15 protein-coding genes are annotated in these 12,789 nt (G+C 61.1%); 8 read left to right on the top strand and 7 right to left on the bottom strand.

Going from position 1 to position 12,789, the window contains the following annotated elements:
* Positions 1-11: 11 nt before the first annotated feature.
* From atuD to ppnP, 5 genes are all read left to right on the top strand, one after another.
* Entirely contained in the window at positions 12-1,169 is a 1,158-nt protein-coding gene (atuD, locus tag ACA041_RS07170; protein ID WP_497440484.1) for a citronellyl-CoA dehydrogenase, read from the top strand.
* Positions 1,166-1,963 carry an enoyl-CoA hydratase/isomerase family protein gene (locus ACA041_RS07165; RefSeq protein WP_497440483.1) on the top strand — a complete coding sequence of 266 codons (798 nt, stop codon included), beginning with the start codon at positions 1,166-1,168 and terminating at the stop codon, positions 1,961-1,963. The genes atuD and ACA041_RS07165 overlap by 4 nt, the downstream gene beginning before the upstream one ends.
* Positions 1,964-2,080: 117 nt before the next feature.
* On the top strand, positions 2,081-4,042 hold the full coding sequence (locus ACA041_RS07160; protein ID WP_497440482.1) for an acetyl/propionyl/methylcrotonyl-CoA carboxylase subunit alpha: 1,962 nt from the start codon (positions 2,081-2,083) through the stop codon (positions 4,040-4,042).
* A gap of 71 nt (positions 4,043-4,113) precedes the next feature.
* Positions 4,114-4,656 (top strand): 3'-5' exonuclease, encoded by a 543-nt coding sequence (locus ACA041_RS07155; RefSeq protein WP_497440481.1) that lies wholly within the window; start codon positions 4,114-4,116, stop codon positions 4,654-4,656.
* 78 nt (positions 4,657-4,734) lie between these two features.
* Entirely contained in the window at positions 4,735-5,019 is a 285-nt protein-coding gene (gene ppnP / locus ACA041_RS07150) for a pyrimidine/purine nucleoside phosphorylase (protein WP_497440480.1), read from the top strand.
* Positions 5,020-5,086: 67 nt separating this feature from the next.
* On the opposite strand, the gene ACA041_RS07145 is transcribed toward ppnP, so the two are convergent.
* The 3 genes from ACA041_RS07145 to yegS form a co-directional block, all read right to left on the bottom strand.
* The gene (locus tag ACA041_RS07145) at positions 5,087-5,893 is read right to left on the bottom strand and encodes an MOSC domain-containing protein (RefSeq protein ID WP_497440479.1); all 807 of its coding nucleotides are present in this window, start codon (positions 5,891-5,893) and stop codon (positions 5,087-5,089) included.
* 86 nt (positions 5,894-5,979) lie between these two features.
* Positions 5,980-6,915 carry a chemotaxis protein CheV gene (locus ACA041_RS07140; protein ID WP_497440478.1) on the bottom strand — a complete coding sequence of 312 codons (936 nt, stop codon included), beginning with the start codon at positions 6,913-6,915 and terminating at the stop codon, positions 5,980-5,982.
* 120 nt (positions 6,916-7,035) lie between these two features.
* Positions 7,036-7,950 (bottom strand): lipid kinase YegS, encoded by a 915-nt coding sequence (gene yegS / locus ACA041_RS07135; RefSeq protein WP_497440477.1) that lies wholly within the window; start codon positions 7,948-7,950, stop codon positions 7,036-7,038.
* Between the two features lie 227 nt (positions 7,951-8,177).
* On the opposite strand from yegS, the gene ACA041_RS07130 reads away from it, so the two are divergent.
* The gene (locus ACA041_RS07130) at positions 8,178-8,486 is read left to right on the top strand and encodes a hypothetical protein (RefSeq protein ID WP_497440476.1); all 309 of its coding nucleotides are present in this window, start codon (positions 8,178-8,180) and stop codon (positions 8,484-8,486) included.
* A gap of 65 nt (positions 8,487-8,551) precedes the next feature.
* Here ACA041_RS07130 and ACA041_RS07125 read toward each other — a convergent pair whose 3' ends face one another.
* On the bottom strand, positions 8,552-9,739 hold the full coding sequence (locus ACA041_RS07125; protein WP_497442019.1) for a molybdopterin molybdotransferase MoeA: 1,188 nt from the start codon (positions 9,737-9,739) through the stop codon (positions 8,552-8,554).
* A gap of 22 nt (positions 9,740-9,761) precedes the next feature.
* Entirely contained in the window at positions 9,762-10,301 is a 540-nt protein-coding gene (gene moaB / locus ACA041_RS07120) for a molybdenum cofactor biosynthesis protein B (protein WP_497440475.1), read from the bottom strand.
* A gap of 81 nt (positions 10,302-10,382) precedes the next feature.
* Here moaB and mobA point away from each other — a divergent pair, with 81 nt between their 5' ends.
* Both mobA and ACA041_RS07110 read left to right on the top strand, forming a co-directional pair.
* Complete coding sequence (gene mobA, locus ACA041_RS07115) at positions 10,383-10,985, top strand: molybdenum cofactor guanylyltransferase MobA (protein WP_497440474.1); 603 nt, start codon at positions 10,383-10,385, stop codon at positions 10,983-10,985.
* A gap of 77 nt (positions 10,986-11,062) precedes the next feature.
* Positions 11,063-11,284: a YgdI/YgdR family lipoprotein gene (locus ACA041_RS07110; protein ID WP_128871566.1), complete on the top strand. Its 222-nt coding sequence runs from the start codon at positions 11,063-11,065 to the stop codon at positions 11,282-11,284.
* A gap of 69 nt (positions 11,285-11,353) precedes the next feature.
* Here the strand turns inward: ACA041_RS07110 and ACA041_RS07105 are convergent, their stop codons facing one another.
* On the bottom strand, positions 11,354-12,244 hold the full coding sequence (locus tag ACA041_RS07105; RefSeq protein WP_497440473.1) for a pseudouridine synthase: 891 nt from the start codon (positions 12,242-12,244) through the stop codon (positions 11,354-11,356).
* Positions 12,245-12,315: 71 nt separating this feature from the next.
* Positions 12,316-12,636 carry a transcriptional regulator gene (locus ACA041_RS07100; RefSeq protein WP_497442018.1) on the bottom strand — a complete coding sequence of 107 codons (321 nt, stop codon included), beginning with the start codon at positions 12,634-12,636 and terminating at the stop codon, positions 12,316-12,318.
* Positions 12,637-12,789 lie beyond the last annotated feature (153 nt).

Below are 12,789 nucleotides of genomic sequence, written 5' to 3'. Positions count from 1 at the left end.
GAACAATAAAAATGATCTTCACCCAGGAACACGAAGCACTGCGCCGCACCGTCCGCCAATTCGTCGACCGCGAGATCAACCCTCACGTCGAAGAATGGGAAAAGGCCGGGGGTTTCCCGATCCATGAGATCTTCCGCAAGGCTGGCGAGCTCGGCCTGCTGGGAATTTCCAAACCGGAAAAATTCGGCGGCATGGGGCTCGACTACAGCTACTCGATCGTCGCCGCCGAGGAGTTCGGCACCATTCATTGTGGCGGCATCCCGATGTCCATCGGGGTGCAGACCGACATGTGCACCCCGGCTCTGGCACGTTTTGGCTCCGATGAATTGCGCGAAGAATTCCTGCGCCCGGCGATCGCCGGCGAGCAGGTCGGTTGCATCGGCGTCTCCGAAGTGGGCGCCGGTTCCGACGTGGCGGGCTTGACCACCCGCGCCCGCAAGGATGGCGATGACTACGTGATCAACGGCAGCAAGATGTGGATCACCAATTCGCCGAGCGCCGATTTCATCTGCCTGCTGGCCAACACCTCGGACGACAAGCCGCACATCAACAAATCACTGATCATGGTGCCGATGAACAGCCCCGGAATCAGCCTCGGTTCGCACCTGGACAAGCTCGGCATGCGCAGTTCGCAAACCGCCCAGGTATTTTTCGACAACGTGCGCGTGCCGCAACGCAACCGCATCGGCCACGAAGGCGCGGGCTTCATGATGCAGATGCTGCAGTTCCAGGAGGAACGCCTGTTCGGCGCGGCGAACATGATCAAGGGCCTGGAATACTGCATCGACAGCACCATCGAGTACTGCAAGGAACGCAAGACCTTCGGCAATGCGCTGATCGACAACCAGGTCATTCATTTCCGCCTGGCCGAACTGCAAACCGAAATCGAATGCCTGCGGGCACTGGTCTACCAGGCGACCGAGCAATACGTCAAAGGCCAGGACGTCACTCGCCTGGCGTCGATGGCCAAACTCAAGGCCGGGCGCCTGGGCCGCGAAGTCAGCGACAGTTGCCTGCAATACTGGGGCGGCATGGGCTTCATGTGGGACAACCCGGTGGCCCGGGCTTACCGCGACGTGCGGCTGGTATCGATCGGCGGCGGTGCCGACGAAATCATGTTGGGCATCATCTGCAAACTCATGGGCATCCTGCCGGGGAAAAACAAATGAGTACTTTACCGGTTTGCCAGACCCTGCTGCTGGAGCTGCATAACGGCGTCCTGCACATCACCCTCAACCGCGCCGAATGCCGTAACGCCATGAGTCTGCAGATGGTCGCCGAACTGCGTGCGGTGCTGGCGACGGTGTGCGATGACCGGGCGGTGCGTGCTCTGGTGATCGGTGGTGCCGGCGGGCATTTCTGTGCCGGCGGCGACATCAAGGACATGGCCAACGCCCGCGCCCACGGCCCGAGCGCCTACCGCGATTTGAACCGTGCCTTCGGCGCGCTGCTGCAAGCGGTGCAACACGCGCCGCAAGTGGTCATCACCGTGTTGCAAGGCGCCGTCCTCGGCGGTGGCCTGGGCCTGGCCTGTGTCAGCGACGTCGCCCTGGCCGATCATCAAGCGCAATTCGGCCTGCCGGAAACCAGTCTCGGTTTGCTGCCCGCGCAGATCGCCCCGTTCGTGGTCCAGCGCATCGGCCTGACCCAGGCGCGTCGGCTCGCCCTGACCGCGGCGCGTTTCGATGGCACCCAGGCCAAGCGGATCGGCCTGGTGCATTTTGTCGAACATGACGCGCAAGCCCTGGCTGAACGGCTCGATGAGGTGCTGGCCCATGTGTTGTGCTGCGCGCCGCAGGCCAATGCGCGGACCAAGCAACTGTTACTGGCGAGTGCGGGGCAGCCGGCGGATGCGTTGCTCGATGAAGCAGCCGGATGGTTCAGCGAGGCGGTGACCGGGGTTGAAGGGGTCGAGGGGACCCTGGCCTTTGTGCAGAAGCGTAAGCCGGGGTGGGCCCTTTAAAAGCTTCGCGAGCAAGCCTCGCTCCTACAAGGGTTTTGTGGTGTCACACATCCTGTAGGAGCGAGGCTTGCCCGCGAAGAGGCCGTCACAATCACCGCAAAACCAAGGGAATAAAACATGCCCGCCCTCAAAAAAATCCTCATCGCCAACCGCGGTGAAATCGCCTGCCGCATCCAGCGCACCGCCCAGGCCCTGGGCTATCGCACCGTCGCCGTCTTCAGCGATGCCGACGCCAATGCCCTGCACGTGCAGATGGCCGACGAAGCCGTCAACATCGGCCCGGCCCCGGTGCAGCAGTCTTATCTGAACAGTGCGGCAATCATCGACGCGGCCCGGCGCACCGGGGCCGACGCGATCCATCCCGGCTACGGCTTCCTCTCGGAAAACCCGGGCTTCGCCCTCGCCTGCCAACACGCCGGCATCACCTTCATCGGCCCCAGCCCCGATGCCATCGAGCTGATGGGCAGCAAGCGCCTGTCGAAACTCGCCATGCTCAAGGCCGGGGTGCCCTGCATCAAAGGTTATCAAGGCGCCGAACAGGACGACGCGACCCTGGGCCGCGAAGCCGAACGCATCGGCTACCCGCTGCTGATCAAGGCCAGTGCCGGCGGTGGCGGGCGCGGCATGCGCCTGGTCCATGACGGCGCGGATCTGCTGGCACAGCTTCGCAGCGCTCGCTCGGAAGCGCTGCACGGGTTTGGCAGTGACGAACTGATCCTCGAACAAGCGCTGCTCGATCCCCGGCATGTCGAGGTTCAGCTGTTCGGCGACCGGCACGGCAACCTGATCTACCTCGGTGAGCGCGACTGTTCGATCCAGCGCCGCCATCAGAAAGTCATCGAAGAAGCGCCGTGCCCGGTGATGACCCGCGAACTGCGCCAGGCCATGGGCGAAGCGGCGCTCAAGGCGGGGCGCGCGGTGAGTTATGTCGGCGCGGGTACCGTGGAATTCCTGCTGGATGCCAGCGGACAATTTTACTTTCTGGAGATGAACACCCGGTTGCAGGTGGAGCACCCGGTGACCGAATTGATCACCGGCCTCGACCTGGTGGCCTGGCAGCTGCTGGTCGCCGAAGGGCTGCCACTGCCGCTGCGGCAGGAGCAGGTGCAACTCGAAGGCCACGCCATGGAAGTGCGCTTGTATGCCGAAGACCCGACCCAGGGTTTTCTGCCACAGACCGGGCGCATTGCAACCTGGGAACCTGCATTGCAGGGCGGCGTGCGGATCGACCATGGCCTGATCGAAGGCCAGGACATCAGCGCCTTCTACGACCCGCTGCTGGGCAAGCTCATCGCCCACGGCGCCACCCGCGAAGAAGCCCGGCGCAAGTTGTTGCGGGCCGTGCAGGACAGCGTGCTGCTGGGCGTGCAGAGCAATCAGCGCCTGCTCGCCAGCTTGCTGGAACACCCGCAGTTCATCAGTGGCGAATTCAGCACCGGGTTCATCCCGACGTATTTTGCCGACCATCGCTGCCTGCATCCCCAGGCACCCGCCGCTGAAGCGCTGGCGATCGCTGCGGCGCTGTTTTATCAGGCATCGGCGCAGGCTCACTTGCCGCCCCTGGCCGGTTGGCGCAACAACGCCAGCGTGCCCTTGCACTATCGCATAGGCGTGGAAGACCAGGATTGGCCGGTGCAATTGCACGCGGTGCCTGGCGAACCCTACCGGATTCAAGTCGCCACCCAGACCCTCGAACTGCAGGTTATCCAGTGCGACGGACGCTGGGCGACCCTGGAAATCGACGGCATCCGCCAGCGCCATGCCTACCGTCTGGAACCCGCGCAGCTCTTGCTGTTCACCCGGCCTGGCAGCCTGCGACTGGTGGATCGAACCCAGGCCCTGGTCGGCAGCCAGGCGAACGTCAGCTGCGGCACGCTCAAGGCTCCGATGGACGGCGCGATTGTCGACGTGCTGGTCGCGGAAGGCAGCCCGGTCAGCAAGGGCCAGTTGCTGGTAGTGCTGGAGGCCATGAAAATGGAGCATCCCCTCAAGTCAGGCATCGACGGCGTGCTCAAACGCCTGCAAGTCAGGGTCGGCGATCAGGTGAAAAATCGTCAGATATTGTTGGAGGTCGAATAAGCCGCTAGGCGGATCCGCCGGCTTTGGCTACGCTCAAGCCCTATCGGAACGCGGATACCAGGAACCCTGCGATGCTTCATTGGCTGGTCATTGATCTGGAAGCCACCACCGATCAGGGTGGCTGGCCTGTTACGGAAATGGAAATCATCGAAATCGGCGCCACGCTGGTGGACCGCAAGGGGCGGGAACTGGACTCATTCCAGTGCTTCGTGCGGCCCCTGCGACGACCCTTGCTGACACCGTTTTGCCGGGAACTGACGCACATCACCCAGGCCAACGTCGACGAGGCCGAGCCGTTGAGCGAGGTCTGGGCGGCGTTCGAAGGCTGGCTCGTCCAACATCAGGCGCAGCTGGAAGGCTGGGCCAGTTGGGGAGACTACGATCGCAAGCAACTGCTGCAGGAATGGCAGCGCCTGCAGATCGACAGCGCCCTGAGCCGGGTGCCACACATGAACCTCAAGCAACGCTTTGCCAAGGCCCGTCGGCTTGAACGCCCGCTGGGGCTCAACGGCGCCCTGCAACTGGCGGGCATGCAGTTCACCGGACAGCAACACCGGGCACTGGAAGACGCGCGCAATACTGCACGTCTGCTGCCACTGGTCCTGCCCCTCTAGCGCGTGACGGCACCCGGGGCCTTGTGCATACTGGCCAGCCTTTTTCAGCCTTTTTCAGCCCTTTTCGAGGAATCGCCCATGTTTAAAGTCAACGAGTACTTCGACGGCACCGTCAAGTCGATCGCCTTTGGCACCGCAGAAGGTCCGGCGACCATCGGCGTCATGGCGCCGGGCGAGTACGAATTCGGCACCAGCCAGCGTGAGATCATGCATGTGGTGAGCGGCGCCCTGACCGTCCAACTGCCCGACAGCAGCAACTGGGAAACCTTCGCCGCCGGCAGCCAGTTCAACGTGCCCGCCAACAGCAAGTTCCAGCTGAAAGTGGCTGTCGACACCGCTTACCTGTGCGAATACCGCGGCTAAACCCTGGGGTTTTCACAGCAAAAAAAATGCCCGCGTCCAAGGACACGGGCATTTTTTATGGAAGCCTTTATTCCAGGATCGTCACCGGCATGCCGACTTCGAGCTGGCCGTCGCCGTCGTTGACCAGATTCTGGCCGAACATCGCACCCTCTTCCCGGGCCCGGTACTTCTGCAAGGTGGCCAGAGGCTCACGGTCATCGCTGCGTAAACCGGTTTGCGGGTCGACGGTGGTCAGGATGCAGCGCGAACAAGGCTTGACCACGCGGAACTCGACATCGCCGATACGAATGCGTTTCCAGCCATCTTCGGCAAACGCCTCGCCGCCTTCGATCACCAGGTTCGGTCGAAAGCGCAGCATCTCCAGCGGGCGCCCGACTTTTTGCGACAGGTCGTCTAAAGAGGCCTGCCCGATCAGCAACAGCGGGAAACCATCGGCGAAGGCCACGCGATCGTCATCCGTGCCATAGCCCGCCTGAGTGATCCGCGCGCGCTCGAGCGGGATCTGCACCAGGCGAGTCGGCTTGCCAATGAACTCACTGACCCAGGCACCCGCCTCATCCCCGGCATCCGGCACCCTCAAACTGTCTCGAAAGATGGTCACGCCCCGCAGTTCAGCGTCATTGCCCGGTAAAACGATATCAATCGGCGAGCGCCCCGGAGCACCGAGGGTCAAGCCGCCTTCGGCATTCCACAGCGCCGACAGCTGACTCATCTGCCCCGCTACGCGCTGGCTGAGGAACCGCCCGCTGGCCTCGTCCACCAGCATCCAGCGTCGATCCCCGTCCAGCCCCAGCTTGTCCAGGCTGGCCTGCTGCAGGACCTCGCCCTTGCAGGATTTCAACGGATAACGATACAGCGCGCTCAGACGCAACATGGTCAACTCTCTGCGAGGCCAAAAACGCCACCCTATACGAGCTTGAGCGGCGAATCAAAGGCTCCCACAGGTTGCTCGCATCGTTATCAGGCCGGGACCTGGTCGAGCAGCAGGCGCTGGCGCACCACATCGACGAGTTTGTCCGGCTGGAATTTGGAGAGGAAGTTATCGCAGCCCACCTTCTTCACCATCGAGTCGTTGAAGCTGCCGGACAAGGAGGTGTGCAGTACCACATGAAGGCCACGCAGGCGCGGGTCGTTGCGGATTTCGGTGGTCAGGCGATAACCGTCCATTTCCGGCATTTCCGCATCAGTGAAGACCATCAGCAGTTTGTCGGTCATGTTCACGCCCGTATCGGCCCAGGACTTGAGCAGGTTCAGGGCCTTCAAGCCATCGCTGGCAACGTGCATTTTCATGCCCAGTTGCCCCAGGGTGTCGCGCAATTGCGAAATCGCCACGTTGGAGTCATCCACCAGCAGCACTTCACGACCGCGGGCGCGTTCCAGAAGCGGATCGTCGAGTTTGTCGCGCGATACCTTGGCGTTGTAGGGGACGATTTCGGCCAGGACTTTTTCGACGTCGATGATTTCCACCAACTGGTCGTCGACCTTGCTGATGGCGGTCAGGTAGTGCTGGCGACCGGCGCTGGTCGGTGGCGGCAGGATGGCTTCCCAGTTCATGTTGACGATGCGGTCCACGCCACCGACCAGGAATGCCTGCACCGAACGGTTGTACTCGGTGACGATGATGGTGCTGGCGGGGCTTGGCACCAGTGGGCGCATGCCGATGGCCTGGGACAGGTCGATCACCGGCAGGGTCTGGCCACGCAGGTTGACCACGCCGCAGACAAACGGGTGGCGCTGGGGCATCAGAGTCAGCTTCGGCAGTTGCAGCACTTCCTGAACCTTGAACACGTTGATCGCGAACAATTGCCGTCCGGCCAGTCGAAACATGAGAATTTCCAGGCGATTCTCACCCACCAGTTGCGTGCGTTGGTCTACCGTGTCGAGAATGCCGGCCATCAAGGACTCCTGGGCTTGTTCTGATGAATTCACTACAGGGGGTTATCGGCTGTTTTTGTCAGACCTTGACCCCCAGGAGAAACACCACGTCCAGGCACGGGTGCCTTGTACGCTCGGGCTTTACTGCCCCTCAGGCGTTCGGCTGCCACTCAGTAGCGGCGAGTTTTCCGGCAGATGCACGCGCAGTGCCGCCGCACGTGCGCAGAACCGCAGACTGTCGCCTTCCAGCGGTTCACCATCGAGGTTGATATAAAGACCTTCCGCAACCTTGATCTCGACCCATGGCAAACGGGCGCGCACGAACATGTTGTCGATACCGAAACCGTCAGCCAACAGGGTTTTCAAGGTGCCGACCAGTTCCTGTGGCGCAGGCAAAATGCTGATATCCAGCAAGCCATCGTCTGCCAGTGCGTCCGGGCACAACACATGCCCACCGCCCGCCTGCCGGCCATTGCCGATACCCAATGCCAGCAGCTCGCCACTCCATTGGAAGTCAGGGCCCTGCAACTCGCCATAGGCCGCGTGCAATTCACTGAAGCGTGATAAGCCGGTGAACAGATAGGCCGCCCCGCCGAGGATTTTTTTCAGGTCCTCTGAGGTGTTGGCTGTCACCTGGCTGCCGAAACCACCGGTGGCCATATTCAGGAACACCTGCCCGCCCACTTCGCCCAGATCGATGGCGCTCGGCGCGACGTCCAGTAGCTCCAGCGCCTGATCCGGCTCCAGAGGCACACCGGCGGCGCGGGCAAAATCATTGGCCGTGCCCAGCGGCATCAACACCAGGCTGGCCTGCGTCGGCTGTGCGGCCATGGCCTCGGCAATATCACGCAGGGTGCCATCACCGCCGCCGGCGATGATTTGCGTGTAGCCCGCTGTCATCGCCTCCTCTACCAGCCGTTGCGCGTCGCCGCCCTCCCAGGTCAGGCGCACGGCCAGATCCCAACCCTGCTGGCGCTTGCCCTCGACGGCGGCGCGAACCGCCTCGTTGAGCGCCTGCTTGCCATGCAGAATCAATAACGCCTTGCGTTCGCTCATTGTGCTCACTCCCATGAATTGAATTCCGTCTGGGAGATATTGACCTCATCGCCCTGCAGAAAAGTCGATAGAAATTGAATTAATTCAGATCGAGCGGCCTTGAATGCGACAAGCAGGGATTTTTCCTACAAACCGTTAGGAATCGGCTCAATTGACCAGCCTGCCGTGAGTGGTACAACGTGGCGACTGCAATTATCAGTCATCAGCAGAAACAAACAGGGAAGTCCATGCAAAATCATGACATCAGATCACCGGTCATTCCGGTCGTACCGCTTGCAGAAAAACGCGCCAATCTTCAAGCCGAGCTAAAAAACAGCGCAACATTCACGGGAGCTACCGGTATGGAGGCGCGCATCGCTGAACTGGAGACCCACCTCAAATACATCCGAAGAGACATGGATGAAGTGCGTGGTGACGTCAAATCGATCAAGCACCGACTCGTCTATTCAGCCGGCGGAACAGTCGTGGTGCTCGGGCTTCTGGTGTGGATCGCCAACAGCCGTTTCGACCAGCTCGTCATGCTCCTGGGTCGGTGAAGATCAGTCATGACGCAAGACCCGGTCTTTTAAACCGGGTTTGCGTCGAAAGATCATGGCGGATTTCAGCCCAGGACTTCACTCAGCGGGATGAAGCTGACCCAGTCACCTTCGACCAGTGTGCGCTCTTCCTGCACTTCAACCAGACCATCGGCCCAGGCGGCACTGCGCAGCACCCCGGAACTCTGATTCCTGTAGATGATGGCCCGGCCGTTTTCCAGCCGCCCACGCAAGTACTCGCGCCGATTGCCGGCTTTGGGCCAGGCAAATCCTGCCGGTACCTGAAACTTCAGGGGCTCTACTGCCTTCACCCCCAGACGGCGCATCAGATAGGGCCTGGCCAACAGGGCGAACGTCACCAGGGTCGACGCCGGGTTGCCGGGCAAGCCGATCACCGGGACGCCGCGAAAATGCCCGAAGGTCAGCGGTTTGCCTGGCTTGATGGCCAGCTTCCACAAGGTCAACTCGCCCTCTTCGCGCAAGGCGATCCCCAGAAAATCGGCCTCACCGACCGACACGCCGCCGGTCGAGAGGATCAGGTCGACGTCTTTCAACTCGCCCAGGCGGGCGCGAGTGGTCGCCAGGTCGTCAACCAGAATGCCGGCATCTATTACTTCACAGCCAAGGCGTTGCAACCAGCTGCAGAGCAATACCCGATTGCTGTTGTAGATCTGTCCCGGCCCCAGCGCCTGACCCGGTTCAAGCAACTCATCGCCGGTCGACAGGACGGCAACGCGCAGTCTGCGAATCACCTCCAGCTCTGCACACCCCAGCGATGCCGCCAATCCCTGTTCGATGGGCCCCAGGCGCGTGCCGGCAGGCAAGATCAACTCACCGACAGTGGTTTCCTGGCCTTGCGGGCGGATGTTTTGCCCCGGGGCCATGGGTTCGATGAAACGCACTCGCTCATCGGCCTGGACCTCGGTGTTTTCCTGCATCTCGACGCAATCGGCACCGGCGGGAACCGGCGCACCGGTAAAGATTCGTGCGCAGGTGCCTGGCTGCAAGGGATCCGGGGCCTTGCCTGCAAATATTTTCTGACTGACCGGCAACGGTTCTCCCGTCCAGTCGGCCACGCGCAAGGCATAACCGTCCATGGCACTGTTGGGCCACGGCGGCAGGTCAAGCGTCGACACCAGGTCCTCAGCCAGCACCCTGCCTTGTACCTGCGCCAACGGCAGGCGTTCACGCTCGCGAATCGGTGTGGCTTCAGCCATTTCAAGCAAACGGGCCAGCGCCACCTCGACCGCCATCAGGCTGCCGGCCTTGCCCGTCTTACCCGCGGGATTCACAGGGTGCCGCCTGTTTCAGATGAGGCACGAAATTGCACGGGCGGTGCCGCGAATCCAGCTGCTCGGCGAGAATGCCGTCCCAGCCAGTGCGCACGGCATTGGTCGAACCCGGCAAACAACAGACCAGCGTGCCATTGGCCAGGCCGGCCAAGGCCCGGGACTGAACGGTCGAAGAACCGATATCGGCCACCGATATCTGCCGGAACAGCTCGCCAAAACCGTCGACCTGCTTGTCCAGCAGGCAGCCCACGGCTTCAGGCGTGCTGTCGCGCCCGGTAAAACCGGTGCCACCGGTGATCAGCACGACTTGCACCACATCGTCGGCAATCCAGTTGGCGACTTGCGCGCGAATTTTGTAGAGGTCATCTTTGAGCAACACCCGGGCCGCCAGATTATGGCCAGCGGCGGCCAGACGGTCGACGAAGAGCTGGCCTGAGGTATCGGTTTCCAGGGTACGGGTATCGCTGACAGTCAGCACCGCGATGTTGAGCGGCGCAAAAGGTACATCAGCCTTGGCTTTCATAGGCTCGTCCTGTTGTAGGAGAAACAGCCCGGTGTTATATCACAGCGCCTCATTTTTTCGCCGCCCCCATGGAGACCTGCCATGACCTCGAACACGGATTTGCCGCCCTGCTCCATCCTGCTCCTGGCCGGCGGGCGCGGCCACCGCATGGGTGGTCAGGATAAAGGGTTGCTGGAATGGCACGGTGAACCGCTGATTGCTCACCTGCACCGCAAGACCCGCCCATTGAGCGATGACCTGATCATCTCCTGCAACAGGAACCTGGAACGGTACGCACTCTATGCCGACCGATTGGTCCATGACGACGAGGGGGATTTCCCGGGGCCTTTGGCCGGTATCCGGGCTGGCTTGAGGGCGGCCAGGCATCCGCACCTGATGATATTGCCCTGTGACGTGCCACGCATCGATTCCGCGCTGCTCCAGAGCATGCGCGAAACCGCCAGCCAGCATCCGGACAAACCGTTGATGCTGCGCCAGGGTGAACATTGGGAACCTTTGCTGTGCATCATACCCGTGGCACTTTGCGAAGCCTTTGAAAGTGCCTGGCGCGACGGTGAACGCAGCCCGGGTCGTCTGATGCGCAAGCTGGGTGCCCATGCACTGCAATGCCCCGACAATGACCCTCGCCTGGCGAACCTGAATACCCCGGAACTGTTAAGCAGCCACGACACTGTGTCAGACTGACACTACCCACGGAACTTGCACTCGTTGTACACGTCTCAAGCTCGGTAACCAAAAGCATTCAAATCGGAGACACACTCATGACTCAACGGACCCTTGCCACTTTCATGCTCGCACTGGGCCTTGCGACCCTCGCCGGTTGCGCTTCGCCTACAGTGATCACCTTGAATGACGGTCGCGAAATCCAGGCCGTCGATGCACCAAAATACGATGACGAATCGGGCTTCTACGAATTCGAACAATTGGATGGCAAGCATAATCGCGTCAACAAGGATCAGGTTCGTACCGTCAAGGAGTTGTAATCGTCGCGGTGATGACCAGATGCAGAAAGCCCGCTTTATGCGGGCTTTTTCGTGGCCAAAAAACGCTGTTCACCACTGCAACGTAATAGCACTTTCGAAGTTTCTTTCCTGCCCGCTCACCGGATCGACAAACTTCAGCCCCTGGGCAAGCAGCTTCAAGGGATTGGCATAGTCATCCACGACGTCCTTGAGCACCTGCGGATAGAACGGGTCATTGCAGATACTCGCGCCCAGGGCGGTCATGTGCACGCGCAACTGGTGTTTCTTGCCCGTCACCGGGTACAGCGCATAACGCCAGAGCTCACCGTTTTTCTCCCGGACCTCGACGGCCGTCTCTGTGTTGCTGGCGCCCGGACCTTCCTGCATGCGGAAGAACGGCTCGCCATCGATGAGCCGGCTCTTGTGCACCAGTGGAAAAGTGAGATCAGGTAAAGCCCTGGCAATCGCCTCGTAGCGCTTTTCGATCTGTCGCGCAGGAAACAATGACTGGTACGCCGATCGGCTCCGGGGGTTGGCTGAGAACAGCACCAGTCCCGCCGTATGCCGGTCAATGCGATGCAATGGCACCAGATGCGGGTTATCCAGGCGTCGAATCAAGCGTCGCAGCAGGGTCTGCTCGACGTATTCGCCAGCCGGTGTCACTGGCAGGTAATGCGGTTTGTCCGCCACCACCAGATGTTCGTCCGCGTACAGGATCGACTCGACCACCGGGATCGGCTTTTCGTCCGGCACTTCACGAAAATAGTGAATCCGCAGGCCTTCCTTGTAGGGGAGATCAAGGGCAATGGGTGCGCCATGTCCGTCGAGGACCCGCCCACGGGCGATTCTGTCCAGCCATTGTTCACGACCAATGGCACTGAAGTGTTCACACAGGCAGTCGAGCACGGTCTGCCACGAACCCGGCGGCAAGTAGAGCGTGCTGGCCTGGCTGTGTGCAGCAGAAAAAGATGAAGTGGACATACGAAAGCTCTGACCCTCAATACAGGGCGGTATTATCCGACAGTAGCCCGACCGAACCTAGAAGAGAATCCTCAAGCCGGTATGGACTGCGTCCGCGCTGCCGCTTCAGTGAACTCCTTGAGCCAGCGCAACACCTCGACCGCCTCCCAGCGACCCGGATCATAAAGGGCATACAACAACCCCTGGTAACCCACGACATCCAGTTGCCTGTGATAGCCGGCACGCTGGAACAAGGCTTCGATTTCGGCGAAACAGGTATTGAAATGCAATTTGTTGAACGGGGTTTTTCCTTCGGTGACCAGGCCATCCAGACGCAACTCGAGGACAGCCTCGCGCACCACGTCCGCCGACATCCGGTTCACGCTGTTCTTCAATTGTTCGACATTGACCAAGTTCATCCCTCTCACTTCTGGGATCGCCTGCCCAATCCCGCAGTGGGAGGGACGCATGACAGGCAACCGGAATAGCTGTATGAACATACAGTAACCGAATAACCTGCTTTTCGCCAATGAATGAAACGAGAACGGCGACGGGTGGACCGTCGC

It is taken from the genome of Pseudomonas sp. LBUM1676 (genome assembly GCF_059695605.1).
The sequence above is the reverse complement of the archived record's forward strand: the minus strand, read 5'-3'. Positions and strand labels throughout refer to the sequence as shown.

Bases quoted from the DNA above. Each gene is read 5' to 3' on its own strand.
- yegS (WP_497440477.1), bottom strand. From the start codon at position 7,950: ATGAGCGAACGCAAGGCGTTATTGATTCTGCATGGCAAGCAGGCGCTC.
- ACA041_RS07130 (WP_497440476.1), top strand. From the start codon at position 8,178: ATGCAAAATCATGACATCAGATCACCGGTCATTCCGGTCGTACCGCTT.
- atuD (WP_497440484.1), top strand. From the start codon at position 12: ATGATCTTCACCCAGGAACACGAAGCACTGCGCCGCACCGTCCGCCAA.
- ACA041_RS07110 (WP_128871566.1), top strand. From the start codon at position 11,063: ATGACTCAACGGACCCTTGCCACTTTCATGCTCGCACTGGGCCTTGCG.
- moaB (WP_497440475.1), bottom strand. From the start codon at position 10,301: ATGAAAGCCAAGGCTGATGTACCTTTTGCGCCGCTCAACATCGCGGTG.
- ppnP (WP_497440480.1), top strand. From the start codon at position 4,735: ATGTTTAAAGTCAACGAGTACTTCGACGGCACCGTCAAGTCGATCGCC.
- mobA (WP_497440474.1), top strand. From the start codon at position 10,383: ATGACCTCGAACACGGATTTGCCGCCCTGCTCCATCCTGCTCCTGGCC.
- ACA041_RS07125 (WP_497442019.1), bottom strand. From the start codon at position 9,739: ATGGCGGTCGAGGTGGCGCTGGCCCGTTTGCTTGAAATGGCTGAAGCC.
- ACA041_RS07155 (WP_497440481.1), top strand. From the start codon at position 4,114: ATGCTTCATTGGCTGGTCATTGATCTGGAAGCCACCACCGATCAGGGT.
- ACA041_RS07165 (WP_497440483.1), top strand. From the start codon at position 1,166: ATGAGTACTTTACCGGTTTGCCAGACCCTGCTGCTGGAGCTGCATAAC.
- ACA041_RS07140 (WP_497440478.1), bottom strand. From the start codon at position 6,915: ATGGCCGGCATTCTCGACACGGTAGACCAACGCACGCAACTGGTGGGT.
- ACA041_RS07145 (WP_497440479.1), bottom strand. From the start codon at position 5,893: ATGTTGCGTCTGAGCGCGCTGTATCGTTATCCGTTGAAATCCTGCAAG.
- ACA041_RS07105 (WP_497440473.1), bottom strand. From the start codon at position 12,244: ATGTCCACTTCATCTTTTTCTGCTGCACACAGCCAGGCCAGCACGCTC.
- ACA041_RS07160 (WP_497440482.1), top strand. From the start codon at position 2,081: ATGCCCGCCCTCAAAAAAATCCTCATCGCCAACCGCGGTGAAATCGCC.